The following is a 24,637-nucleotide window of genomic DNA, read 5'->3' on the forward strand; positions in this document are numbered from 1 at the left end:
CGCCCGGAAGGGCGGCCTTTTTGTTTGTGGTAGTGCCGACTGTTAGTCGGCAACGCCATGCATGAAGAATGCAGGGCGGGTCCGCGCGAAGGGCAGCCGACTAACAGTCGGCTCTACCAGTCGGATCTAGCAGTCGGATCTACCGGTCGGTTATGCGGCGTTGCGCAGGAACGCCTCGGCGTCCACCGGCTTGCCCAGGTGGTAACCCTGCAGCAGGTCGCAGCCCAGTTCGTTGAGGTAGTCGCGCTGCCCGGCGGTTTCCACGCCCTCGGCCACGATCTGCAACTGCAGCGAGCGCCCCAGCGCCACGATCGAGGACACGATCGCCGCATCTTCCGCGTTGTCTTCCAGGTCGCGCACGAACGCGCGGTCGATCTTCAGTTCGGTCGCCGGCATGCGCTTGAGGTACAGCAGGCTCGAATAGCCCGTGCCGAAATCATCAATGGAAATCTTCACCCCCATCGCGGTCAGCCCGTGCAGGATCTGCAGGCTGGCTTCCACGTCCTGCATGGCCGTGGTCTCGGTCACTTCCAGGGTCAGGTGGTGCGGGGCGAGGCCGTGCCGCTCCAGCGTCGCCTTTACCGTGTACAGCAGCGTGGTGGACGAGAACTGCAGCGGCGAAAGGTTCACCGCCATAGACCACGTCGCGTGCCCGGCGTCATGCCACTGCCGCAGCTGCGCGCAGGCCTGGTCCAGCACCCAGTCGCCCAGCGGCAGGATCAGCCCGCTGCGCTCGGCGATGGGAATGAAGGTGTCCGGTCCCAGCAGGCCCAGCCCGGGGTGCTGCCAGCGCACCAGCGCTTCGGCACCGATCACGCCACCGCCATCGGCGCGGAACTTGGGCTGGTAGTGCAGCACCATCTCATCGCGCTGCAGGGCGCGGCGCAGCTCCTGCAGCAGCTTGAGCTGGCGGTTGGCGCTGACGTGCATCGATTCGGTGAAGAACGTATAGCCGTTCCGCCCCGAGTCCTTGGTGTGGTACATGGCCGCATCGGCATGCGCCATCAGCTCGCGCTCGGTGGTGGCATCGGTGGGGTACATCGCGATGCCCAGGCTGGCGGTGACCTGCAGGTCCAGCGTGTCGATCTCGAACGGCTCGGCCACCGTGGCGATGATGCGCTCGGCCACCACCGCGGCGTCTTCGGGCACATCCAGCTGGAACACGATGACGAACTCATCGCCGCCCAGCCGGGCGAAGGTATCCTGCGCGCGCAGCAGGCCGTTGACCCGCCTGCTCATCTCGATCAGCAGCTTGTCGCCAAGCTGGTGGCCGTAGGCATCGTTGATGGCCTTGAAGCCGTCCAGGTCGCAGAACATCACCGCAAAGCTGAAGTTGCGGCGCTTGGCCTTCTCGATGGTCTGCTCGATGCGGTCCTGCAGCAGCATGCGGTTGGGCAGCTGGGTGAGCGGGTCGTGCAGCGCGGCCTGCAGCAGCTTCTCATTGGCCTGGGCCAGCGAATCGGCGAGCAGACCGGTGCGGGTGCGCATCTGGCGGTCGAACAGCGAGGCGATCAGCGCGATGCCCAGCGTGGCCAGGGTGGTGACGATGACCAGCACCGCCAGCCACTTGGTATCCAGCCCGTTGGCGTACACGGCGCCGCAGATACTGCCTTCCGGGAAGTTGGCGGCGGCCATGCCGGTGTAATGCATGCCCACGATGGCCAGGCCCATCACCAGCGAGGCCAGCCCTCGCAGCAGCCCGGTACGGCGCTGTTGGGTGCGCAGCCGGAAGGCAATCCACAAGGCGGCGCCGGCGGCGCCGATGGCGATCAGCAGCGAGGCAGCGAACCACAGCGGGTCGTAGTCGATGCCCGGCTCCATGCGCATCGCGGCCATGCCCAGGTAGTGCATGCAGGCAATGCCCAGGCCCATCAGCACCGCGCCGGCGATCAGGCGCGGCCACGGCAGCTCCGGGCGCGAGACCAGCCACAGCGCGTAGGCCGAGGCCCCCACCGACGCGGCCAGCGAATACAGGGTGATGGCCAGGTCGTAGCCGACCGGGATCGGCAGGTGGAAGGCGAGCATGGCCACGAAGTGCATGGACCAGATGCCCAGGCCCATGGCGGCGGCGCCACCGGCCAGCCACCAGCGGGCTACACGGCCTTCGGTACTGGCCAGCCGGCCGGCCATGTCCAGCGCGGTATACGAGGCGAGGATGGCAACCAGCAGCGAGAAAACGACGAGACTCTGGCTGTAGGTGCCGGTCATGGAAAAGCCTGGATGTACATGGGGAAGGGAAAGGCGCGGGCGCCCGCCACGGTATCGGCCGGGGCGGGGCAAGGTTGAGCGGGGGCGTTCAGCCGGCGGTTGGGCGCGCGTCTCGGTTGCTGCGACGTGGCTCGGCTATCCTGCCCGACAGCAAATGAATTGGATTTGACATGGCCAAGCGGCTTACCGCCTACGTGTGCAGCGAATGCGGCGCGGAATACAGCAAGTGGCAGGGGCAGTGCACCGAGTGCGGCGCCTGGAACGTGTTGAGCGAGATCACGCTGGAAAGCGCCGCGGCCACCAAGTCGCCGGCCGCGCGCCGCTCGGGCTGGGCCGGCAAGGTCGATGCGCCGAAGATCATGGCGCTCAAGGACGTGCAGCAGACCGAGCACCTGCGGGTGAGCACCGGCATCGGCGAATTCGATCGCGTGCTGGGGGGCGGTCTGGTCGAAGGCGCGGTGGTGCTGGTGGGCGGTGACCCGGGCATCGGCAAATCGACGCTGCTGCTGCAGGCGGTGGCGAAGATGGCCGCCACGCTGCCGGTGCTGTACATCACCGGCGAGGAATCGCTGTCGCAGGTGGCCGGCCGCGCGGTGCGGCTGGACCTGCCGCTGGACAACGTCAACGCGCTGGCCGAAACCCAGGTCGAAGCGATCCTGCAGCACGCCAGCGCGGCGCGGCCGAAGCTGATCGTGGCCGATTCGGTGCAGACGCTGTGGACCGAATCGCTGACCGCCGCCCCGGGCTCGGTCAGCCAGGTGCGCGAGAGCGCGGCGCGGCTGGTGCGCTTCGCCAAGGAAACCGGTACGGCCGTGTTCCTGGTGGGGCATGTGACCAAGGAGGGCGGCATTGCCGGCCCGCGCGTGCTCGAGCACATGGTGGATGCGGTGCTGTATTTCGAAGGCGAGAGCGGCAGCCGCTTCCGCCTGCTGCGTGCGTTCAAGAACCGCTTTGGTGCGGTAAACGAGCTGGGCGTGTTCGCGATGGGTGAGAAGGGACTTAAGGAAGTGTCCAATCCGTCGGCGATCTTCCTGTCCGGCGGCAGCACCCTGCAGCCGGGCAGCTGCGTGATGGTCACCCGCGAGGGCACCCGGCCGCTCCTGGTGGAGGTGCAGGCGCTGGTGGATGCCTCACCGCTGTCGAATCCACGCCGCGTGGCGGTGGGCCTGGAACAGAACCGCCTGGCGATGCTGCTGGCGGTGCTGCACCGTCACGGCGGGGTGCTGGTGGGTGACCAGGACGTGTTCGTGAACGTGGTGGGCGGCATCCGCGTGCAGGAAACCGCCGTGGACCTGCCGGTACTGCTGGCCGTGTTGTCCTCGCTGCAGGACCGGCCGCTGGCGGAAAAGACGATTGCCTTTGGCGAAGTGGGTTTGTCCGGCGAGATCCGCCCGGTACCCAACGGCGAAGACCGCCTGCGCGAAGCGGCCACGCACGGCTTCAAGCGCGCCATCGTGCCCAAGGCCAATGCGCCCAAGACCGGCAGCGTCAAGGGCATGGAAGTCATCGCCGTGGAGCGGTTGTCCGAAGCGATCGACGCGATCTGAATCGGGCATTTCCGGCGCATGCGGCCGCGCAGGCAAACCGTGGCCGGGCTGTGCTAGTTTTCCGTTCCCGCCAGAGAAAACGATTACATGCAAGCGACTCCCCTGGACACGCAGGGCGCCAGCGAGATCCGTCGCGCCGGTGTCGACCTCAACGGATTGATGACGGTCCTTGGCAAACACCTGTATTCCACCCCGGTGGTGGCGCTGCGGGAACTGGTGCAGAACGCGCATGATTCGCTGGTGCGACGTCGGCTGGAACAGGCGGACTGGCAGGAGGCCGGGCGGATCGAGGTGCATGGCGATCCGGTGAACGGCATCGTGCGCATCGTCGATACCGGCGCGGGCCTGACCCAGCAGGAAATCCACGACTACCTGGCCACCGTCGGCGTGGGCTATACCCGTGGCCTGCGCCAGGCGGGCGAGGATGACGAGGGGCTGATCGGCATGTTCGGGCTGGGCTTCCTGTCCGCGTTCGTGCTGGCGCGCCGGGTCACCGTGCGCACCACGTCCTACCAACAACCCGGGTTGGGCCATTGCTATGTGTCCAGCAATGCCGAGCAGTACACGGTATCGCCGATGCCTCCGCGTGCGGTGGGTACCGAGGTGGTGCTGGAACTGCATGGCAGCTACACGCACCTGGCCCAGGAGCAGACCCTGCGCGACATCCTGGGCCGCTACTGCGCGCTGCTGGGCGAACCCATCCATATCGGCCATGACGCGCGTGCGATCAATCCCGAGCCGCCGCCGTGGCGCCCGCAGGCGGGCGTCGCGCTGCATCCACTGCAGGCGCAGCGCCGCGCGCTGGAATTTGCCGCGCACTTCGAGCGCAGCTTCGAGCCGATTGCCTGCATGCCGCTGCGCGCCGAAGGCGGAAGCGATGCGGTGGGGCTGCTGTGGGTGCAGGATGGCGCGACCTACGGCACCAGCGACAACCGCAACCTGTCGGTGTTCGTGCGCGGGATGCTGCTCGACGACGACGCGCGCGACCTGCTGCCGCCGTGGGCCGGGTTCATTGGCGGGGTGATAGAATCCAGCCGGCTGACTCCCACCGCCAGCCGCGAGGACCTGCAGCGCGACGACATCTACAGCGCGGTGCAGCATGCGCTCGGCGAGGCACTCATCGATGGGCTGGTCGACATCGCCCGGCAGCAGCCCGAAGCCTGGCGGCGCATCCTGGCCCGGCACAACGAGGCGCTGCTGGGCGCCTCGCTCTGCGATGACCGGCTGTTCCAGCTGCTGCTCGAGCACGTGCGCGTGCCCAGCTCGCAGGGCGACATCCGCGCCAGTGAACTGCCGTCGCGTGGCGCGGTCCACGTGATCCTGGACAGTGGTGGCGGCTTCGAGGAAATGCTGTTCCGCGCGATGGGCGTGCCGGTGGCGCATGGCAACCGCTATGCCGTGGTGCCGTTCCTGCGGCGCTGGACCCAGGCCAAGGGCATGCGCCTGGTGGAGCTGGGCACCGAGCAGGGCAATCGCGCGCTGTTCCAGACCGACACGCTGCCCGAGGCCGAACTGGCGTGGCTGCAGACCCACCTGGGCGATGGCGAGCAGCTGCTGCCGGCGCACTTCAGCCCGGCTGAACTGCCGGTGGTGGTGGTGCCCGATCGCGAGGCCGAGCTGAAGCGCCGCCTCGAAGACGACGAGAACGACAAGCGCGTTTCAATGGCCGCGCTGCGCCTGGCGCGGCAGTTCACTGCCCGCATCGTCGCACGTGCACCCTCGCGCCTGTATCTCAACCTGGACAACCCGGCCGTGCAGGCGCTGCTGGCGGCCATGCGCGCCGGTAATCCCCAGGCCGAGGCCGCCGCGCGGCTGCTGCGCTCGTTGAAGGTGATCGTCAGCGCCCAGGGACGTGCGCAGGACGGCGGCGCGGCCAGCAGTGATCTCAACCGCGCGTTCGGCGACATCGCCGAGGCCCTGCAGCAGATGCTGCAGCCGCGCTGACATTTCGATTTTCTTTACGCATTACAGGACGGCACGACCGCATGGATATCTGGAACTGGGTGGAAAAACTGCAGGACGATCTGGGTGAGGCAGGGCAGGCGCAGAGCGCGCAGCTGCTCACCCGGCTGACCGACGAGGTCTGCGAGCTGCGCATCGATCGCGTGGATGCGCTGTTGCCCGAAGCGCGTGCGCTCGGCAAGACGCTTGGAAATCCGTGGCTGGACGTGTTCGTGGGCCACTGGGAGATGCGCAACCGGGTCGGCAACCGGCTGGAGGGCGAGTCGGCGCTGGGTGATGCGGTGGCGTTGTTCGAACGCGCGCACCGCGCCGACACGGTGGAGTGCCCACAGTCGGTGTGCGTGACCCAGGACCTGGCCGCGTGTTACGGCAACATCGATGGCCCGGGCTGGGTGCCCGAACGCATCGAGGTGTGCGAAGAAACCTTGGGGCGGATCGACCCGAGCTGGGCCTGCTTCCAGTGCCTGAGCTGCGAGAAGGCCGACGCGCTGCTGGATGATGGAAATCCCCAGGGCGCACTGGACTACCTGGACGTACAGGCCGGTACCGTGCTGGCGCATGGCGGCAAGGTCTACGACAGCTTCCCCGAAATGCGCATCAAGATCCTGCTGGCCAGCGGCCGTGCCGCCGAGGCCCTGGCCTTGATCGACGCGCGCCAGGCCGAGGTGGAGGCCGAAGGCGACTATGAGCCGGCCAACTGCACCGTGCCACGTCGGCTGTCGCGTGCCTGGGCGCTGGCGCAGCTGGGGCGCGATGAAGAGGCGCTGGAGGCCCTGGTGCCGTGGAACCAGGTGTCGCCGAATTACCGGCGCATGTGGGGGCACACGGTGGCGCTGCTGGTGCGCAGCGCGCCCGAACGCAACGGCTGGGATCTGGGGCGCCGGATGAGCGCCACCCTGGCGCATTACGCCCAGGTGGGCGCGCACCGTTTCGTGATCGAAATTGCCGGGTTGTGCGTGGACATGGCCCTGCAGCGTGGCGCGGTGTGGACCGCGCAACGCCACCTGGCGCTGGCCCGCCAACACCTGGATGGCCTGCGCCAGGACCTGGGCGCCCGCGATGCCGTGGCGGCGATGGCCGCGCGCATCGAGGTCGCCCCCGCTGCGGCCGCCCTGCCCGTGCCCGCCGAGGCCCTGTTGGACTGGCTGGTCGGGGAGGGGGCGCAGAACGAAGGGCGCGACCCCGAGCGCGAAGCGCAGTGGTTGCTGCAGGCCGTGGCGGCGCGGCCCGATGATGCGGCCCTGCTGGACGTGGCCGCCTCGGCGCTTGCGGCCTGCGGTGCCGAGGAGGAGGCGCTGGCCCTGCTGTGGGCGTTCGTGCAGCGCCACCCGCACGAAGATGCCTCCCCGGCGTATTCGTTGATGCGGCTGCTGGTGCAGCGTGGCGACCTGGGCGAGCTGGAACGGCTGGTGCAGCACTACAAGGCACAGGTGCCGGTGTTCGCGCTGTGGTGCCAGGCACAGATCGCGCAGAAGCAGTCCGACTGGGCCGCGCTGGAGCAGGCCTGCTCGGCGCTGCTGGCGCTGTCGCCCGGTTCGCACGGCGCGCGCAATCTGCTGGCGATGGCCCTGATGGCGATGCAGCGCTTCCCGGACGCCGCCGCGCAGTACCGCCACCTCACCGAGGTCCTGGAGGAACCGCGCAGCGCACACTGGGACCATATGACGGCAGCCAGCGCGGCTCGTGACTGGGCAGCCGTGCGGACATCGGCCGCCGCAGTCGGCATGGAACTGGACAGCACCGAAGGCCCCGTCGAAGAGAACTTCGGCTGGGTGATCATCCGCTGCATGGACGGTGGCGACCCGATCGAGTACTACGCGCGCCGGACCGGCCCGGTCACCGCGCGCATCGTCGAGAACGCGCCAGCCAACCGGCGCCAGCGTGTGGACGACTGGGTGGTGTTCGACGCCGAACTGGTGCATCCGGCACCGGAAGATGAAGAAGAACGCCGTCGCTTCATGCCTACCTACGCCGAAGTCCATCTGCTGGAAAGCGGGGGACATGCGGCGAGCTGGCTGGTGGATGGCGTGCATCCGGGCGAGGAGGCCTGGGCGGCGTTCTCCGACGCGGTCAAGGACCGCGGCTGGAAGCTGTGGACCCACAGCGCGGACGATTACCAGCTTGCCGACACCCAGGCCGACGGCGCGCCGCTGCCGGGGGTGCTGTTCACCCTCGCCCAGCCACAGGAGGCGCCTCCGCTGGCGCTGCACCGGTTCCTGCTTGAGGCCACCGCCGGCTGGCCGCATCGGATGTGCTGGCTGCGCCTGGCCGAAGCCTGCGGCCAGGACGAACAGCGGCACCTTGATGTGATCGCGCGTTACGGGCTGTAAGCGATGCAGCGGGCGCGCCGCGGCGGTTGATCAGCGCGCGCGCCCGAACACCAGTTCGATGACGAACTGGCTGCCGAAGAATGCCAGCAGCAGCAGCGCCATGGCGGTGAGGGTCCAATGCACCGCTTTGGCGCCGCGCCAGCCGTAGCGGCGTCGGCCGATCAGCAGGGTGCCGAAGACGATCCACGACAGCACGCTGAGCACGGTCTTGTGCACCAGCTTCTGCGCCAGCAGATCGTCCACGAACAGCACGCCGGTGAGCAGGGTCAGCGTGAGCAGCGCGAAGCCCACCGCGATCACGCGGAACAGCAGGGCTTCCAGGTCCGCCAGCGGCGGCAGGGCGCGCAGCCACGGGCGGAAATCGCGGCGGCGCAGGGCGCGTTCCTGCAGCCACAGCATGATCGCCAGCAACGCGGCCACGCTCAGGGTGGCGTAGGCCAGCAGCGCCATCCAGGCGTGGGTGGCCAGCTGCCAGCCCAGCGGGCGGCTGGGCGCATGCCCATAGCCGTGATAGACGCACAACACCGCCGCAGCCATCGGGAACACCAGCACGCCAAGCGCGGCCATGCGCCCGCGCGCGGCCACCAGCGAGGTCAGCCAGGCCATGCCCAGCCCGACCAGGGACAGCGCCGCGAAGAAGTGCATGTCCGGCCCGCCGCTGGTGTGCAGGGCCACCAGTGCGTGGTAGCTGCCGTGCAGGACCATCGCCGGCACCGCCGGCCACAGCCAGGTGGGCGAGCGGTTGGCGTCATCGCGCACCACCGCGCGCACCAGCAGGGCGGTGGCAGCCAGGTACAGCAGGGTCGCGATGAGAACGATTGTCATCGTGTCAGTTTCGCATACCCCCGGGCCATCGGGGGAGTGCAGCGGACCCGCTATACTGTGCGTCTCTTTGTCTTTCGTTCTGAACAGGTTGCCTCCATGTTCGAGTCCCTGACCCAGCGCCTCTCCGGCACCATCGAGCGGCTGCGTGGCCGCGGTCGCCTCACCGAGGAAAACATCCGCGAGGCCACCCGCGAAGTCCGCATCGCGCTGCTGGAAGCCGACGTCGCCCTGCCGGTCGTGCAGGCCCTGGTCGAGCGCATCAAGGTGCGCGCGGTCGGCCAGGAAGTGCTCAAGTCGCTGACCCCGGGCCAGGCGCTGATCAAGGTGGTGCGCGACGAGCTGACCGCCGTGATGGGCTCGGCCGCCTCCGACCTGAACCTCAATGTGCCGGCCCCGGCCATCATCCTGATGGCGGGCCTGCAGGGTGCGGGCAAGACCACCACGGTGGGCAAGCTGGCCAAGCACCTGAAGGAAAAGCGCAAGAAGAAAGTGATGGTGGTGTCGGCCGACGTCTATCGTCCGGCCGCGATCGAGCAGCTCAAGACCCTGGCCGACCAGGTGGGCGTGCTGTTCTTCCCGTCCAGCGCCGACCAGAAGCCCGAAGCCATCGTGCGCGCGGCCATCGATGATGCGCGCAAGTCGTTCGTGGACGTGCTGCTGGTGGATACCGCCGGCCGCCTGGCCATCGACGAAGCGATGATGGCGGAGATCAAGGCCCTGCACGCGGCGGTGAACCCGGCTGAAACCCTGTTCGTGGTCGATGCCATGACCGGCCAGGACGCGGCCAACACCGCCAAGGCCTTCGGTGAAGCGCTGCCGCTGACCGGCGTGGTGCTGACCAAGACCGACGGTGACGCCCGTGGCGGTGCCGCGCTGAGCGTGCGCTACATCACCGGCAAGCCGATCAAGTTTGTCGGCGTCAGCGAAAAGCCCGACGGCCTGGACGTGTTCCACCCGGACCGTATCGCCAGCCGCATCCTGGACATGGGCGACGTGCTGTCGCTGGTGGAGCAGGTCGAGCAGCAGGTCGACAAGGACAAGGCGCAGAAGCTGGCCGAGAAGGTCGCCAAGGGCAAGAAGTTCGACCTGAACGACATGCGCGACCAGCTCGAGCAGATGCAGAACATGGGCGGCATCGGCGGCCTGATGGACAAGCTGCCGGGCCTGGGCCAGATCCCCGAGCACCTCAAGCAGCAGGTCAGCCAGGGCAAGGAAGTGCCGCGCATGATCGCCATCATCAATTCGATGACCAAGAAGGAGCGCCGCAACCCGGGCCTGCTCAACGGCTCGCGCCGTGCCCGCATCGCGCGCGGTTCCGGCCTGACTCCGGCCGACGTCAACAAGCTGATGAAGCAGTATCAGCAGATGGAAAAGATGATGAGCAAGATGGCCGGCGGCGGCATGAAGGGCATGATGCGCAGCATGAAGGGCATGATGGGTGCCATGGGCGGCCGCGGCGGCATGCCGTTCCGCTGATCAAGGCGCCGGTCATCGGGACGCCCGGCGTAGACTGTAAAGGTCGACCCCAAAGGTGCGCCCCGCATGACCGACCCGCGAATCCTCGAACGCGCCGACAGTTTCTGTCGGCGTTTCTCGTTGCAGTCTCCCATTCTGCTCGCCCCCATGGCCGGCGCCTGTCCGGTCCCGCTGTCTGCGGTATTGGCCAACGCGGGCAGCATGGGCGCGATGGGCGCGGTCCTCTCGCAGCCGCAGGACATCGTGGCGTGGATGGATGCCTTCCGCGCCCAGTCCAGCGGGCCGGCGCAGGTCAATGTGTGGATCCCGGATGCCGCGCCCGCGCGCGATGCTGATGCCGAAGCGGCCACCCGGGCGTTTCTCGCGCAGTGGGGCCCGGAAGTGCCGGCAGATGCCGCCGACGCCGGCCCGGCCGATTTCGATGCGCAGTTCGATGCACTGATTGCCGCCAAACCTGCCGTCGCCTCCACCATCATGGGCGTCTTCAGTGCCGCCCAGGTGCAGCGCCTGAAAGACGCCGGCATCGCCTGGTTCGCCTGCGCCACCACCTTGGCCGAAGCGCTGGCCGCGGAGGCTGCGGGTGCCGATGCAGTCGTGGCGCAGGGCTTCGAGGCCGGTGGCCATCGCGGCGCGTTTGATCCGGCGGCTGCCGAGCGCCAGCTGGTGGGCCTGTTCGCCTTGGTGCCGCGCCTGGCCGACCGCCTGCAGGTGCCGGTGATTGCCGCAGGCGGCATCGCCGACGGACGCGGCATCGCCGCCGCGCTGATGCTGGGTGCCAGCGCGGTGCAGATCGGCACTGCGTTCCTGCGCACGCCCGAGTGCGCGATCGACCCGGCCTGGTCGCAGGCGCTGGCGGCCGCCGAACCGGAAGACACCTGGCCGACCCGTGCCTTCAGCGGCCGGCTCGGCCGTGGCCTGGCGACGCCTTATGTGCGTGCAGCCGCCGCCCCGACCGCGCCGCCGCCGCGCCCGTACCCGGTGCAGCGCGGCCTGACCGCGCCGATGCGCGCCCAGGCCAACCGCGAACACCGCATCGACGCGATGCAGGCGTGGGCCGGACAATCGGCCTGGATGGCGCCCGACAAGCCGGCGGCCGAAGTGCTGCAGGCGCTGTGGGCCGACGCGCGCGGGTTGCTGGGATGAGCGTGTACTGCAACGGCCACCGCGCCAGCGCCGACGATCTGGCCGGTGCGCTGGTCAACTACGGTCACTTCACCTCGCTGCAGGTGCGCGGCGGGGCGGTGCAGGGGCTCGACCTGCATCTGCGGCGCTTGCGCCAGGGCACCGAGGAACTGTTTGGCAGCACGCTGGATGGCACCCGGGTGCAGGCCTGGATGCAGGCGGCGCTGCAGGCCGAAGGCAGGGTCGATGCCTCGGTGCGGGTCACGGTGTTCTCGCGCGCGTTCGATTTCCGCAAACCGCTGCAGGTCGTGCCGGTGGATGTGCTGGTGGCGGTGTCGGCGCCGGTGACGCTGCCGGCAACGGCACGCCGCGTGCGCAGCGTGGTGTACCAGCGCGAGTTGCCTCACCTCAAGCATGTAGGCACGTTCCCGTTGTTCGAGCATCGTCGGCAGGCGCTGCAGGCCGGGTACGACGATGCAGTATTCGTGGATGCGCAGGGTGCGATCAGCGAAGGCACCACCTGGAACATCGCGTTCGGGCGTGGTGGAGACCTGGTGTGGCCGCAGGCCCCGGCATTGCGCGGAACGCAGGAGCGCCTGCTGCAGGCGGGGTGGGGCGGGGAGCCGCAGCTGGCGCCGGTGCGGTTGGACGACCTGGCCGGGTTCGACGCCGCCATTGCCTGCAATGCCGCAGGGGTGTGGCCGATCGGGAGCATTGATGGAGTGGCGTTCCCGGGGTCGGAGGCAGTCTGCGGAAAAGCCAAGGCAGTGTTGTTGCAGGCGCCGTGGGATTCCGTGTTGGGGTGAGACCGCCTGGGCCGGCCAACGGCCGGCGCTACCGGATATCCGGCTGCGGCTGCTCGGTAGCGCCGGCCGTTGGCCGGCCCAAGCGGCGCCTGCAACCCTGCTCAACCGGCCTGAACGACCAATTCAGGTTCCCCCGCCCGGGCAGGCTTGGAATGCCCGCACCCCGCCGCTATAATCGCCGGCTTACCGCGCCATCCTGGCGACTGGGCAATAGAGGAAGCAACACCATGGTCAAGATCCGACTGACCCGCGGCGGCGCCAAGAAGCGTCCGTTCTACCACATCATCGTGACCGACTCGCGCAGCGCGCGTGACGGCCGCAACATCGAGCGCGTGGGTTACTACAACCCGGTTGCCCAGGGCGCCGAAGCCCGCATCGTGCTGGATATCCCGAAGGTCGACGCATGGGTTGCCAACGGCGCCCAGCTGACCGACAAGGTTCGCAACCTGTACAAGGAAGCGACCAAGGCCCAGGCCGCTGCGGCCTGATCCTGAAGGGCCGCGCCTGGCGCGGCCCGTCGGCATATACAGATGAAAGATACCGAGCGCCGCATCCTGCTGGGCAGGATTGTCGGCGCTTTTGGTGTGCGAGGCGAGATAAAGCTCGAGTCCTGGACCGAGCCGCGTACCGCCATCTTCAACTATCAGCCCTGGATCCTGCGCTCGCCCGCCGGCCAGGAGAGCACCCTCAAGGGCGCGCGCGGACGTCAGTCCGGCAAGCACCTGGTTGCGGTGTTTCCCGATATCACCGACCGCGATGTGGTCGAGTCGATGTACGGAACCGAAGTCTATGTAGCACGCAGCGCACTGCCGCCGCCGAAGGCCGACGAGTATTACTGGGTCGACCTGGAAGGTCTGCAGGTGCGTACCGTGGATGGCGTCGAACTGGGGCGGGTATCGCACCTGTTCTCGACCGGCTCCAACGACGTGGTGGTGGTGCAGGGCGACCGTGAGCGGATGATTCCGTTCGTGCAGCCGGACTTCGTGAAATCGGTGGATTTCGAGGCCAACCTGGTCATCGTTGATTGGGACCCGGAGTTCTGACCGGTGCGCATTGACGTCGTCACCTTGTTCCCGGAGTTCATGGCGCAGTCGGCCGCGCTGGGCGTGGTCGGCCGTGCGGCCGAACGCGGCCTGCTGGACCTGCATGGCTGGAATCCGCGTGACTACGCCGAGGGCAACTATCGCCGGGTGGACGACCGTCCGTTCGGCGGTGGCCCGGGCATGGTGATGCTGATCGAGCCGTTGCGCGCCTGCCTGGCCGCGGCCAAGGCGGCCGACCCGGCGCCGGCCCCGATCATTTACCTGAGCCCGCAGGGCAAGCCGCTGACCCAGGCCAAGGTCCGGGAACTGGCGGCATTGCCGCGCATGATCCTGCTGTGCGGGCGCTATGAGGGCGTGGACGAGCGCTTCCTGGCGACCGAGGTCACCGAGGAAATCTCGATTGGCGATTACGTCCTGTCCGGCGGTGAGCTGGGCGCGGCGGTGATCGTGGATGCCGTTACCCGGCTGCAGGAAGGCGCCCTGAACGACGCCGAGTCTGCCGCCCAGGACAGTTTCGAAGGCCCGCAGGGGCTGCTGGACTGCCCGCATTTCAGCCAGCCGGCGCAACATGAATGGGGCGATGTCCCGGACGTGCTGCGCTCGGGCAACCACGCGGCCATCGCCCGCTGGCGCCGCCAGCAGTCGCTGCTGCGGACCTGGCTGCGGCGCCCGGACCTGCTTGACGAGGCCAGCCTGTCCAAGGCCGACCGGATCCTGCTGGACCAGGCAAGGGCCGAACTGCCGTAACGCCCGCTGGGGTGGTAACTGCCCCGAAGAATGGTTAGAATTGCGGATTCCCATCAGGCCTTTGACGCCTGACGGTGGAAACCCTACAAAAAACGTGCAGCACAGTCCGGTGACTGCATGAGCCTACGTTGTCGAAACGACACGCCCACCCGAACGAACACAATCGGTGCACCCATGAGCAAGTTGAACAAAACCATCCTCTCGGACTTCGAATCCGCCCAGATCACCCGCGAGCTGCCGAAGTTCAGCCAGGGCGACACCATTGTCGTGAACGTGAAGGTGAAGGAAGGCAACCGCGAGCGCGTCCAGGCGTACGAAGGCGTCGTGATCGGCACCAAGAACGCCGGCCTGAACTCCGCGTTCACCGTCCGCAAGATCTCGCACGGCTACGGCGTCGAGCGCGTCTTCCAGACCCACAGCGCCATCATCGACTCGGTCGAAGTGAAGCGTCGTGGTAAGGTCCGCGCCGGCAAGCTGTACTACCTGCGTGGCCTGGAAGGCAAGGCTGCCCGCATCAAGGAAGATCTGGCTGCTGCTGCGCAGGCCAAGGCCGCGCGCCTGGCTGCCAAGGCTGCCCAGTAATTCCGGCGTGGGGTACCGACCAACGGTCGGTACCTACCCAACCAGACGGCCACCTTCGGGTGGCCGTTTGCGTTTCTACGTCATCTACCCGCGTTCGACCGCGGCAATCGGCGGCGCAGGATCGGCGACCGGCGAGGGCGGCGATGCGGGGATTTCCGCGGGCGCCGCCACTTCCTGGCGATGGGCCGGCAACATGCGCGCCTTGCGCCAGCCGCCCCAGCGGTAATACGCCAGCGACATCAGCATCGCGCAGAACGAGCTCACCGGGAAACTCCACCACACCGCATCGGCGCCCCAGCGATCCTGCAGCAGCTCGGCGAACGGCACCCGGATTCCCCACAACGAGGCGGCCAGGATCAGCAGCGGCGGAATCACCGCGCCGGTGGAGCGCACCACGCCGGAGATCACGAAGTTCACGCCGAAGAACAGGAACGACCACACCGCGATGTGGTTGAGGTGGCGCGCCACGTCCAGCGCTTCGCTGCCGCTGGGCAGGAACAGCGCCAGCGAGTAACGGTCCAGCAGAATCAGCGGCAGGATCAACACGCCGGTCAGCAGGAAGTTGTACAGCACGCCGCTGCGCGCGGTGCCACGCACCCGCGACCAGTTGCCCGCGCCCACGTTCTGCGCGGCCATCGACGAACATGCCGCACCGATCGCCATCGCCGGCATCTGCACGTAGGTCCACAACTGCAGCGACGCACCATAGGCCGCCGCGGTATCGGTGCCGTAGCTGTTGACCATGGTCATCATCATGATCATCGACAGCGAGATCAGCACCATCTGCAGGCCCATCGGCACGCCCTTGACCACCAGTGCGCGCAGGATTTCCGTGTCTATCTTGAACAGCCGCATGTCCTTGCGCCCCAGCCACAACACATGGCGCTTGTTGCGCATATACCAGAGCAGGCCGATCAGCGACAGCGTCTGCGCGATGAGCGTGGCCCACGCCGCGCCGGCGATGCCCAGCCTGGGGAACGGCCCGATGCCGAAAATCAGCAGCGGATTGAAGCCGATGTCCAGCACCACCGACAGCAGCAGGAAGCGGAACGGCGTGCGTGAATCGCCGACGCCGCGCAGTGCCGAACTGAGGAAAGCGAACGCGTACAGCGTGGGCATGGCCAGGAAGATGATGCGCAGGTAGGCCTCGGCCAGCGGCAGGGACGCGGCCGGCGTGCCCATCGCCGCCAGCAGCGGATGCGACAGCCACCAGCCGGCGATGGCGATCACCACCGACAGCCCGATGAAGAAGGTGGCACTGGTGCCCATCACCCGCCGCGCCTGGGGGATGTCCTTGGCGCCCATCGCCTGGCCGATCAGGATGGTGGCGGCCATGCCGATGCCGAACACCGAACCGATCAGGAAGAACATGATGTTGTTGGCGTTGGCGGTAGCCGTCAGCGCCGCCTCGCCCAGGAAGCGGCCCACCCACACCGCATTCACCGAGCCGTTCAACGACTGGGCGATGTTGCCCGCCAGGATCGGCAGGGCGAACAGGAACAGGTTGCGCCCGATCGGGCCGGTGGTCAGGTCAAGCGGCGCTTTGGCCATGGGCTCTGGAGATCAAGGCGGGACAGCGGCACACTAGCACCACGCCCATCAACGGGATATCGCGATGCGCACCTCCGCGTCTCACTGCACGATCGCCGCGACAGCTGTACCTGGCACGGGTCGGGGCCGGACCCGCCCGGCTGACCGATTCATCCCCGCCGTGCTGGCGCTCTTGATTGCCGCCGCGCTGCCCGCATGTTCGAGTACAGACGACCGCTTGCGCGACGCGCAGGTACGGCCGATGGACCGACCGGAATGCCAGGTCGGCAGCCAGCGCCGCGATCTGGATGCGGGGGTACCCGTACTGATTGGTGGCACCGGGTGCCGTGGCAACCCGTCGGCACCGCAACCGCTGAATCGACGACCGGCCGAGCCGGGGAGCTGAACCAACCGCATGACCGAAGCACAACCGTTGGTGGCCGCCTCCGTGCGGCTGGACGTGTGGCTCTGGGCCGCACGCTTCTTCAAGACCCGCAGCCTGGCCAAGCAGGCCGTGGAAACGGGCAAGGTGGACGTGGCCGGACAGCGCCCGAAATCCTCGCGTGCGGTACGCGTAGGCGAGCAGCTGCAGATCAGCCGTGGCGATGAGGTGTATGACGTGCAGGTGCGCGGCCTGAGCGACCTGCGCGGCCCGGCGCCGGTGGCGCAGCAGTTGTATGAAGAAAGCGAAGCCTCGCGCGCGCGCAGGGCGGAGCAGCGTGCCCAGCGCGCAGCCATGAAGAACGGCTACCTGCCACCGGAGCATCGCCCCGACAAGCGCGCGCGCCGGCTGATCAAGGCCCTGGGCGATCTCGATGCAATGTAGTGCGTGGGCGCGACGTAACAGGTAGCGCACGACCGTTGGTCGTGCGCCCCAGAAACCCGCGTTACCGGTGCAGGTCGTACCGGTCCAGCTCCATCACCCGCGCCCAGGCAGCCACGAAGTCGTTGACGAACTTCTTCTCGCCATCGGCACTGGCATACACCTCGGCAATCGCGCGCAGCACCGAATTGGAGCCGAATACCAGGTCGGCACGGCTGCCGGTCCAGCGCTTGCCGCCCCCATTGCGATCAATGCCCTCATAGCCGTCACCGCTGGCCTTCCACTGCGTGCGCATGTCCAGCAGGTTGACGAAGAAGTCGTTGCTCAGCGTGCCCGGGCGTTCGGTCAGCACGCCCTGGGTGTTGCCATCCACGTTCGCACCCAGCACACGCAGCCCGCCCACCAGCGCGGTCAGCTCCGGCCCGGTCAGGGTCAGCAGCTGCGCCTTGTCGATCAGCAGCGCCTCGGCCGGCACGCTGTAGCGGCCCTTCACGTAGTTGCGGAAACCATCGGCATACGGCTCCAGCACCGCGAACGATTCCACGTCGGTCTGGTCCTGGCTGGCATCGGTGCGGCCCGCGTTGAACGGCACGCTGACGTCATGGCCACCGGCCTTGGCCGCCTGCTCCACGCCGACATTGCCGGCCAGCACGATCAGATCAGCCAGTGACACCTGCGCGCCGCCATCGCCCTTGAAGCCGGCCTGGATCTTCTCCAGTGCGGCCAGCACCTTGGCCAGCTGCTGCGGCTGGTTCACCGCCCAGTCCTTCTGCGGGGCCAGTCGGATGCGCGCACCGTTGGCGCCGCCGCGCTTGTCCGAACCACGGAACGTGGAGGCCGACGCCCACGCGGTGGACACCAGCTCGCCCACGCTCAGCCCCGCAGCCGCGATCTGCTGCTTCAGGGCGGACACGTCATTCGCACTGATCTGCGTTGCCGACGCTTCCGGCACCGGGTCCTGCCAGATGAAGGTTTCGGCCGGCACTTCCGGGCCGAGGTAGCGGGCGCGCGGGCCCATGTCGCGGTGGGTCAGCTTGAACCACGCCCGCGCGAACGCATCGGCGAACAGCTGCGGATTCTCGAGGAAGCGGCGCGAGATCTTTTCGTAGGCCGGGTCCAGCCGCAGCGACAGATCGGTGGTGAGCATGGTCGGGCGGTGCTTCTTCGACGGATCATGCGCGTCGGGAATCACTGCATCGGCATTCTTGGCCACCCACTGGTGGGCGCCGGCCGGGCTCTTGGTCAGTTCCCATTCGTTGCCGAACAGGATCTCGAAGAAGTCGTGGCTCCACTGCGCCGGGGTGCGCGTCCAGGTCACTTCCAGGCCGCTGGTGATGGTGTCGCCGCCCTTGCCGCTGCGGAACTTGTTGGCCCAGCCCAGGCCTTGGTGTTCGAGACCGGCTGCTTCGGGTTCCACGTCCACGTTGTCGGCCGGGCCGGCGCCGTGGGTCTTGCCGAAGCTGTGGCCACCGGCGATCAGCGCCACGGTTTCCTCGTCATCCATGGCCATGCGGCCGAAGGTGTCGCGGATGTCGATGGCGGCCTTGACCGGGTCCGGGTTGCCATCCGGGCCTTCGGGGTTCACGTAGATCAGGCCCATCTGCACGGCGGCCAGCGGGTTTTCCAGGTTGCGCGAGTGGATGTCACCGTCGGCATCGTCATCGGACACCAGCACGCCATGGTCTTCGACCACGCCTTCGGAGCCGTGCGCGTAGCGCACATCGCCGCCCAGCCAAGTGGTTTCGCGGCCCCAGTACACGTCCTGGTCCGGTTCCCAGGTATCGGGGCGGCCGCCGGCGAAGCCCAGCGTCTTGAAGCCCATCGATTCCAGTGCGACGTTGCCGGTGAGGATCAGCAGGTCGGCCCAGGAAATGGCCTGGCCGTACTTCTGCTTGATCGGCCACAGCAGGCGGCGCGCCTTGTCCAGGCTGACGTTGTCCGGCCAGCTGTTGAGCGGGGCGAAGCGCTGCTGGCCGCGGCCGCCGCCGCCGCGGCCGTCACCGATGCGGTAGGTGCCGGCGCTGTGCCAGGCCATGCGCACGAACAGGCCGCCGTAGTGGCCGAAGTCGGCCGGCCACCAGTCCTGCGAATCGGTCATCAGCGCGGTGAGGTCGGCCTTGAGCGCGGCGTAGTCGAGCTGGGAGAACGCTTTGGCGTAATCGAAGTCGGCAGCCAGCGGGTGCGAGCGCGAGGAGTGCTGGTTGAGCAGGTCCACGCGGAGCTGGTTGGGCCACCAGTCGCGGTTGGTGGTGGCATCGCCGACAAGGGCGTGGTTGAACGGGCACTTCGCTTCGCTTTTCATGGGCAGTTACCTGTGGACTGGCGAATGTGGAATGGGCCCCGCGGAAGGACGCGAGGGCAGCCCAACTACCCTATGCGCCGGTCGGCGGTTGGTAAATTCAATTGATCTAACCGAAGTGATAGGTACGGACTATTGAAAGGTCGCCGGCCATGCAAGCCGGCGACCGACAGGCTGGTCAGCGCTTGCTGAGAATGCCCATGACATCGCTGAGGCCGAACTGGCCGTCGCCATCCTGGTCGAACATGTTCAGCACGCCGCTGATCCCACCCGCGCTGGCGGCCTGTGGGGCTTCCTGCCCGAGCGCTTGGCTGAGGTTGCTGGCGTTGCCCTGCTGGGCAAACCGCTGGGCCAGGAACGACATTACGATGGGCGCCAGGATCGCCAGCAGCTGGCCGGCGCGGCCGCTGTCCAAGCCGGTTTTGTTGCCCAGGGCCTGGGCGGCCTGCGGGGTCTGACCGCCGAAGACGTGGCCGAGGATGCCCTGGCCATTGGTGGCCGGGCCACCGGCGCCGCCGCCGAGGACGGCACCGAGGATGCCGCCGAGGTCGAACCCGCCACCGCCGCCACCGCTCAGGTGGTCTTTCTGAAGGGCATTGAGCAGGGACTGTGCGCCCTGCGGTTCGCTGGCATTGTTACCCAGGGCCCCCATGAACAGCGGAAGCGCCGCGCTGATGGCCTGCGATGTCTGGCTCTGGTCCAGGCCAAGCTGCTGCGAGACCTGCTGCAGGCCTTGGCCCTGCTGAAGCTGCTCCAAGAGGGATGCGGTGAGCGAGTTCGTGTTCACGATCGACTCCTTCGACCCGGGATGGGACCGGCGGAGCATAACGCCGCCTGCACGAAGAGAATGCGAAGGCTTCACGCGGGCCGCGAGCACGGTAGCGCCGGCCGTTGGCCGGGCCCAGGACGACGTGGGCCGGCCAACGGCCGGCGCTACCGGCAAAGGGTGCGCCCGCACCAAGCCGGTAGGTCACGACCGTTGGTCGTGCGCTTCACACCAGCGCCTTCAACCGGTACAGCGCTTCCAGCGCCTGCTTCGGGGTCAGCTCATCCGGATCAATCGCGGCCAACGCCTCCTGCGCCTTGCTGGACGGCGCAGTGAACAGCCCGAACTGCTGCGGTGCATCCAGCGCCTGCGGGGCCATGGTGGCGGCCACGGTCTCGCCGCCACGCTGCTCCAGCTCGGCCAGCCGGCGCCGGGCCTGGGCTACGGTGGCGCGGGGCAGGCCGGCCAGTGCGGCCACCTGCAGGCCGAAGCTGCGGTTGGCCGGGCCGTCCTTCACCGCGTGCATGAACACCAGCGCCTCGCCGTGCTCCACCGCATCCAGGTGCACATTGGCAATGCCACTGATGCCGCCTTGGTGCTGCTCATCGGCCAGCGCGGTGAGCTCGAAATAGTGGGTGGCAAACAGCGTGTAGCAGCGGTTCTCGTACGCGAGGTGGCGGGCCACTGCGTCGGCCAGCGCCAGGCCGTCATACGTGGAGGTACCGCGCCCGATCTCATCCATCAACACCAGCGACTGCGCGGTGGCGTGGTGCAGGATGTAGCTGGTTTCGCTCATCTCGACCATGAAGGTCGATTGGCCACGTGCCAGGTCATCGCCGGCGCCGATGCGGGTCAGGATGCGGTCGATCGGGCCGATCACCGCGCGGCTGGCCGGCACGAAGCTGCCGATGTGGGCCAGCAGCACGATCAGCGCGTTCTGGCGCATGTAGGTGGATTTACCGCCCATGTTCGGGCCGGTGATGACCAGCATGCGGCGGTCGGCGTGCAGGTCCAGGTCGTTGGGTTCGAACGGCTGCTCGCGCACCGCTTCCACCACCGGGTGGCGGCCACGCTCGATGCGCAGGCAGGGGGCGGTTTCCAGCTCGGGGCGCGCCCAGTCCAGCGCCTGCGCGCGTTCGGCGAAGCCGGCCAGCACGTCCAGTTCGCTGAGCGCGGCGGCGCACTGCTTGAGCGGTTCCAGTTCTCCCGCCAGCGTATCGAGCAGCTGTTCGTACAGCAGCTTTTCGCGCGTCAGCGAACGTTCGCGCGCTGACAGCACCTTGTCTTCGAACGACTTCAGTTCTTCGGTGATGTAACGCTCGGCATTGGTCAGGGTCTGGCGGCGGGTGTAATGCACCGGCGCCTTTTCGCTCTGGCCCTTGCTGATTTCGATGTAGTAGCCGTGCACGCGGTTGTAGCCGACCTTCAGCGTGGCGATGCCGCTGCTGGCGCGCTCGCGCTGTTCCAGGTCGATCAGGAACTGGTCGGCATGGGTGGACAGGCGGCGCAGTTCGTCGAGTTCGGCGTCATAGCCTTCCGCGATCACGCCACCGTCGCTGAGCTTCATCGGCGGGGCAGTGGCGATGGCCGAGGCCAGCAGGTGCGCGCACTCGTCATGCGAGCCCAACGCTTCGCGCAGGGCGACCAGGCGCGGCGAATCCAGCGGTGCCAGCACCGCGCGCACCTCTGGCAGCAGGCCCAGGCCATCGCGCAGCGTGGAGAAATCGCGCGGGCGCGCTGAACGCAGCGCCACGCGGGTAAGGATGCGCTCGAGGTCACCCAGCGCACGGAACGCCTCGCGCACGTCACTGTCGGCACCGCGGTCGATCAGCGTGGCCACCGCATCGTGGCGCTGCACCAGCACCTCGCGCAGGCGCAACGGACGGTGCAGCCAGCGGCGCAGCAGGCGCCCGCCCATGGGAGTGACGGTGGTATCCAGCACACCCAGCAGCGTGTTGCGGGTATCGCCGTCCACGCGCGTATCCAGCTCGAGATGGCGGCGGGTGGCCGCGTTCATCGCGATCGCCTCGCTCGCCGTTTCGGTGGAAATAGAGGTCAGGTGCGGCAGGCGCTGTTTCTGGGTTTCTTCGACATAGCCGAGCAGGGCGCCGGCAGCGGCGGTAGCGCGCGGCTTGTCGTCGATGCCGAAGCCGGTCAGGTCATGCAGCTTGAAGAAGGCCAGCAGCTGGCGGCGGCCGCTGTCGGCGTCGAACAGCCACGGCGCGCGGCGGCGGATGCCGCTGCGATGCTTGAGGAATTCCGGCCAGTTCTCTTCATCGGGCACCAGCAGTTCGGCGGGCTCCAGGCGGGCCAGTTCGGCCTCCAGCGCGTCGTCGGAATCGACCTCGTTGACCAGGAAGCGGCCACCGGCCAGGTCGGCCCACGCCAGGCCGTAGCCGTTCTTGCCACGCGAGAGCGCCATCAGCAGGGTATCGCGGCGCTCATCCAGCAGCGCCTCGTCGGTGACGGTACCCGGGGTGACGATCCTCACCACCTTGCGCTCGACCAGGCCCTTGGCCAGCGCCGGGTCGCCGATCTGCTCGCAGATGGCCACCGATTCGCCCAGTGCCACCAGCCGCGCCAGGTAGCCCTCGTAGGCATGCACGGGCACCCCGGCCATCGGGATCGGCGCGCCGCCGGAGCTGCCGCGCTGGGTCAGGGTGATGTCCAGCAGCCGCGCCGCCTTGCGGGCGTCGTCGTAGAACAGCTCGTAGAAGTCGCCCATGCGGAAGAACAGCAGCAGGTCCGGGTAGCCGGACTTGGCGGCAAAGAACTGCTTCATCAGCGGGGTGTGTTCAGCGGGCTTCTGGGTCACGCGGGGTCCATCGGTGGCGGGGCCTTGGGCAGGCCGGACTCCACATTGTAGGGGAGGGCAGCACCGAAGGCCGCCCGGACCGGACCGCGGGACCGGCGCTTCCGCCTGCGGCAGGCACCGAACTGAACGGTAGGGTCGGTCGCAAGACGACCGCCGATGACACGTCCACGCCCGGTAACGCATGACGTTGAGCGGAAAGGTGACTCGGGTTGCGGCCGACCATCGCCTGGACGCGCATCACCGGCCGCAAAGCCCGCCCTTTGATAGCATCGCCCCATGAAGATCAAGTACCGCTTCGTCTTCGCATGGACGGAGGCGCGAGGTTCCCAACTTTCCGCCTTGGGGCTCAAGGTTGAGTCCTCTGGTGGACCTCTGCCGCAGACAGGTGGTATCGGAGTTGGTCATGCGGTTGAAGGCGCGCCGGGCTGGAGCGAGGCATGCAGTCTGGTTCGCTCGTGGGATGGGCGGGCTACGGTGACTACAGAGTTCACTGCTTCTGAGGTGAATACTGCTTCTCACTGTGCATTGGTTGTTGTCCATGCAAGCGGGTATCCCCAGCCAGAACACGACTTCTCTTATCGCGAGGTGACATACGACACAGGCGAGCGCTGCTCGAAGTGTGGGGAGGGGGCAGTGCAGGTCGCCCCTTTTAGGGTTAAGAAGAGCCTGAAGTGGGGCCGAAACGCCTTCTTGAAGCTCAACTGGATTGAGGAGGCTTGCTTCATGCAGACCTCTGTCTGGAAAGAACACCTTTCAGGTCTCGGGGTTTGTGCGCTTCCTGTGGAAGACCCCAAGGGGCAACCATTGGATGATGTGGTTCAGTTGGATCTAGGGCTTACGGTTCCGCTCTCCATGGGGGGTGTGAGAGGGATTCCTTGTGAGAAATGCCGGAGAGAGATTCATCCATGGCACGATCGCGGGTTCTTTCCTGCTCCGTTAAGCCCGCCGGACGCGCCAATCTTTCGAAGCTTGCAGCGGTTCGGGGTTGAACGCCAAGCCACTAATGCAATGATCGTAAGTCCTGAGGTAGCAAAGGCGATCAAGGGGGCTGGGCTGAGAGGGGCGGAATTGTGGCCGTGTATGCCGCCAGAGTAACTCTGGAAAGCGACTGCTGGCAGGGGCGGTCGCAAGACGACTGCCGATGGCCAATCCACGCCCGGTAATGCATGACCTTGAACGGTGACGTTGCTTCGGTCTCGCCCCATGCGCCACCGGGCGTTGCTCGTCTACGTGCAGTCGTTTGGAAATCGACCCTACCAACGGGAAACCGTGGTCACGCGGCTCAGCGACCCGCCAGGCGGATCCGAGGATGGGCCGCGAAGATCTCCATGACGATCTGGAAGTAGGTCTTGCCTTCGCCGGCATCGAGGGCCTCGAGCTGAGCGGCGATCGCGCGTACGTTGAAACTGCCTTGTGTATCCAGCTTCGCCTGCAGCCATGCGCGGGTAGTTTCCTCGCCGAGCGCGTTGCGGGAATGTTCGATGTCCCGCCAGATCAATGTCGCGCCTTGGTGCCCGGCCAGCACCCCATAGCCGCCGTACAGCATGTCATCCAGTGCATCCAGGCCGTGCCCGAGCTGCCAATCTTCGCCGGCCATGAAGACCCGGTTGATCTCGGCGTAGAAGCTTGGGATGCCACTTACCGCGCTGCCTTGCAGCACCAGTACCAGTGGATCGGTGTTGGTCATGCAGTCCTGTCCCTCTGTATCTGGTCACCACGACTCTAGCAGTGGCGCCCCATCCGTTGAATCGCCGCG

The 24,637-nt window shown here is 67.5% G+C and carries 19 protein-coding genes; 12 read left to right on the plus strand and 7 right to left on the minus strand.

Going from position 1 to position 24,637, the window contains the following annotated elements:
• Nucleotides 1-150: 150 nt before the first annotated feature.
• Nucleotides 151-2,208 carry a putative bifunctional diguanylate cyclase/phosphodiesterase gene (locus tag BAY15_RS06625; protein WP_068850262.1) on the minus strand — a complete coding sequence of 686 codons (2,058 nt, stop codon included), beginning with the start codon at nt 2,206-2,208 and terminating at the stop codon, nt 151-153.
• A gap of 170 nt (nt 2,209-2,378) precedes the next feature.
• On the opposite strand from BAY15_RS06625, the gene radA reads away from it, so the two are divergent.
• From radA to BAY15_RS06640, 3 genes are all read left to right on the plus strand, one after another.
• Nucleotides 2,379-3,755, plus strand: a complete 1,377-nt coding sequence (gene radA, locus BAY15_RS06630; RefSeq protein ID WP_068850264.1) for a DNA repair protein RadA — start codon at nt 2,379-2,381, stop codon at nt 3,753-3,755.
• Nucleotides 3,756-3,842: 87 nt separating this feature from the next.
• A complete protein-coding gene (locus BAY15_RS06635; RefSeq protein ID WP_068850266.1) occupies nt 3,843-5,699 on the plus strand; it encodes an ATP-binding protein in 1,857 nt (618 codons plus the stop codon).
• A 41-nt stretch (nt 5,700-5,740) separates the two neighbouring features.
• A complete protein-coding gene (locus BAY15_RS06640; RefSeq protein ID WP_068850267.1) occupies nt 5,741-8,047 on the plus strand; it encodes a hypothetical protein in 2,307 nt (768 codons plus the stop codon).
• Nucleotides 8,048-8,077: 30 nt separating this feature from the next.
• Here BAY15_RS06640 and BAY15_RS06645 read toward each other — a convergent pair whose 3' ends face one another.
• Nucleotides 8,078-8,872: a cytochrome C assembly family protein gene (locus BAY15_RS06645; protein WP_068850270.1), complete on the minus strand. Its 795-nt coding sequence runs from the start codon at nt 8,870-8,872 to the stop codon at nt 8,078-8,080.
• Between the two features lie 96 nt (nt 8,873-8,968).
• On the opposite strand from BAY15_RS06645, the gene ffh reads away from it, so the two are divergent.
• The 7 genes from ffh to rplS all read left to right on the plus strand — a co-directional run bounded on the left by ffh (nt 8,969) and on the right by rplS (nt 14,648).
• A complete protein-coding gene (gene ffh / locus BAY15_RS06650) occupies nt 8,969-10,348 on the plus strand; it encodes a signal recognition particle protein (protein WP_068850272.1) in 1,380 nt (459 codons plus the stop codon).
• A 66-nt stretch (nt 10,349-10,414) separates the two neighbouring features.
• A complete protein-coding gene (locus tag BAY15_RS06655) occupies nt 10,415-11,491 on the plus strand; it encodes an NAD(P)H-dependent flavin oxidoreductase (RefSeq protein WP_068850274.1) in 1,077 nt (358 codons plus the stop codon).
• A complete protein-coding gene (locus tag BAY15_RS06660; protein WP_068850276.1) occupies nt 11,488-12,276 on the plus strand; it encodes an aminotransferase class IV family protein in 789 nt (262 codons plus the stop codon). The genes BAY15_RS06655 and BAY15_RS06660 overlap by 4 nt, the downstream gene beginning before the upstream one ends.
• Before the next feature lie 227 nt (nt 12,277-12,503).
• On the plus strand, nt 12,504-12,764 hold the full coding sequence (gene rpsP, locus BAY15_RS06665) for a 30S ribosomal protein S16 (protein WP_068850278.1): 261 nt from the start codon (nt 12,504-12,506) through the stop codon (nt 12,762-12,764).
• Nucleotides 12,765-12,806: 42 nt separating this feature from the next.
• A complete protein-coding gene (rimM, locus tag BAY15_RS06670) occupies nt 12,807-13,319 on the plus strand; it encodes a ribosome maturation factor RimM (RefSeq protein ID WP_068850280.1) in 513 nt (170 codons plus the stop codon).
• Nucleotides 13,320-13,322: 3 nt separating this feature from the next.
• Nucleotides 13,323-14,066 (plus strand): tRNA (guanosine(37)-N1)-methyltransferase TrmD, encoded by a 744-nt coding sequence (trmD, locus tag BAY15_RS06675; protein WP_068850282.1) that lies wholly within the window; start codon nt 13,323-13,325, stop codon nt 14,064-14,066.
• Nucleotides 14,067-14,240: 174 nt separating this feature from the next.
• The gene (gene rplS, locus BAY15_RS06680; RefSeq protein WP_068850284.1) at nt 14,241-14,648 is read left to right on the plus strand and encodes a 50S ribosomal protein L19; all 408 of its coding nucleotides are present in this window, start codon (nt 14,241-14,243) and stop codon (nt 14,646-14,648) included.
• A gap of 84 nt (nt 14,649-14,732) precedes the next feature.
• Here the strand turns inward: rplS and BAY15_RS06685 are convergent, their stop codons facing one another.
• Nucleotides 14,733-16,199, minus strand: coding sequence for an MATE family efflux transporter (locus BAY15_RS06685; RefSeq protein ID WP_068850286.1), 1,467 nt, complete (start codon nt 16,197-16,199; stop codon nt 14,733-14,735).
• Between the two features lie 172 nt (nt 16,200-16,371).
• On the opposite strand from BAY15_RS06685, the gene BAY15_RS19660 reads away from it, so the two are divergent.
• Both BAY15_RS19660 and BAY15_RS06690 read left to right on the plus strand, forming a co-directional pair.
• Nucleotides 16,372-16,584, plus strand: a complete 213-nt coding sequence (locus BAY15_RS19660) for a hypothetical protein (RefSeq protein ID WP_145478548.1) — start codon at nt 16,372-16,374, stop codon at nt 16,582-16,584.
• A 9-nt stretch (nt 16,585-16,593) separates the two neighbouring features.
• On the plus strand, nt 16,594-17,004 hold the full coding sequence (locus BAY15_RS06690; RefSeq protein WP_068850289.1) for an RNA-binding S4 domain-containing protein: 411 nt from the start codon (nt 16,594-16,596) through the stop codon (nt 17,002-17,004).
• A gap of 61 nt (nt 17,005-17,065) precedes the next feature.
• On the opposite strand, the gene katG is transcribed toward BAY15_RS06690, so the two are convergent.
• From katG to BAY15_RS06710, 4 genes are all read right to left on the minus strand, one after another.
• On the minus strand, nt 17,066-19,303 hold the full coding sequence (gene katG, locus BAY15_RS06695; RefSeq protein WP_068850291.1) for a catalase/peroxidase HPI: 2,238 nt from the start codon (nt 19,301-19,303) through the stop codon (nt 17,066-17,068).
• A gap of 175 nt (nt 19,304-19,478) precedes the next feature.
• Entirely contained in the window at nt 19,479-20,087 is a 609-nt protein-coding gene (locus BAY15_RS06700) for a DUF937 domain-containing protein (protein ID WP_428999283.1), read from the minus strand.
• A gap of 205 nt (nt 20,088-20,292) precedes the next feature.
• The gene (mutS, locus tag BAY15_RS06705; protein WP_068854588.1) at nt 20,293-22,848 is read right to left on the minus strand and encodes a DNA mismatch repair protein MutS; all 2,556 of its coding nucleotides are present in this window, start codon (nt 22,846-22,848) and stop codon (nt 20,293-20,295) included.
• Between the two features lie 1,315 nt (nt 22,849-24,163).
• Nucleotides 24,164-24,568, minus strand: coding sequence for a barstar family protein (locus BAY15_RS06710; protein ID WP_068850293.1), 405 nt, complete (start codon nt 24,566-24,568; stop codon nt 24,164-24,166).
• Between the last annotated feature and the right edge of the window lie 69 nt (nt 24,569-24,637).

This window comes from Stenotrophomonas rhizophila (genome assembly GCF_001704155.1).
Classification (GTDB): Bacteria; Pseudomonadota; Gammaproteobacteria; order Xanthomonadales; family Xanthomonadaceae; genus Stenotrophomonas; species Stenotrophomonas rhizophila_A.

What these genes read in the sequence shown, in the direction of transcription:
- BAY15_RS06625 (WP_068850262.1), bottom strand. Translation starts at nt 2,208, where the DNA reads ATGACCGGCACCTACAGCCAGAGTCTCGTCGTTTTCTCGCTGCTGGTT.
- radA (WP_068850264.1), top strand. Translation starts at nt 2,379, where the DNA reads ATGGCCAAGCGGCTTACCGCCTACGTGTGCAGCGAATGCGGCGCGGAA.
- BAY15_RS06635 (WP_068850266.1), top strand. Translation starts at nt 3,843, where the DNA reads ATGCAAGCGACTCCCCTGGACACGCAGGGCGCCAGCGAGATCCGTCGC.
- BAY15_RS06640 (WP_068850267.1), top strand. Translation starts at nt 5,741, where the DNA reads ATGGATATCTGGAACTGGGTGGAAAAACTGCAGGACGATCTGGGTGAG.
- BAY15_RS06645 (WP_068850270.1), bottom strand. Translation starts at nt 8,872, where the DNA reads ATGACAATCGTTCTCATCGCGACCCTGCTGTACCTGGCTGCCACCGCC.
- ffh (WP_068850272.1), top strand. Translation starts at nt 8,969, where the DNA reads ATGTTCGAGTCCCTGACCCAGCGCCTCTCCGGCACCATCGAGCGGCTG.
- BAY15_RS06655 (WP_068850274.1), top strand. Translation starts at nt 10,415, where the DNA reads ATGACCGACCCGCGAATCCTCGAACGCGCCGACAGTTTCTGTCGGCGT.
- BAY15_RS06660 (WP_068850276.1), top strand. Translation starts at nt 11,488, where the DNA reads ATGAGCGTGTACTGCAACGGCCACCGCGCCAGCGCCGACGATCTGGCC.
- rpsP (WP_068850278.1), top strand. Translation starts at nt 12,504, where the DNA reads ATGGTCAAGATCCGACTGACCCGCGGCGGCGCCAAGAAGCGTCCGTTC.
- rimM (WP_068850280.1), top strand. Translation starts at nt 12,807, where the DNA reads ATGAAAGATACCGAGCGCCGCATCCTGCTGGGCAGGATTGTCGGCGCT.
- rplS (WP_068850284.1), top strand. Translation starts at nt 14,241, where the DNA reads ATGAGCAAGTTGAACAAAACCATCCTCTCGGACTTCGAATCCGCCCAG.
- BAY15_RS06685 (WP_068850286.1), bottom strand. Translation starts at nt 16,199, where the DNA reads ATGGCCAAAGCGCCGCTTGACCTGACCACCGGCCCGATCGGGCGCAAC.
- BAY15_RS06690 (WP_068850289.1), top strand. Translation starts at nt 16,594, where the DNA reads ATGACCGAAGCACAACCGTTGGTGGCCGCCTCCGTGCGGCTGGACGTG.
- katG (WP_068850291.1), bottom strand. Translation starts at nt 19,303, where the DNA reads ATGAAAAGCGAAGCGAAGTGCCCGTTCAACCACGCCCTTGTCGGCGAT.
- mutS (WP_068854588.1), bottom strand. Translation starts at nt 22,848, where the DNA reads ATGAAGCAGTTCTTTGCCGCCAAGTCCGGCTACCCGGACCTGCTGCTG.
- BAY15_RS06710 (WP_068850293.1), bottom strand. Translation starts at nt 24,568, where the DNA reads ATGACCAACACCGATCCACTGGTACTGGTGCTGCAAGGCAGCGCGGTA.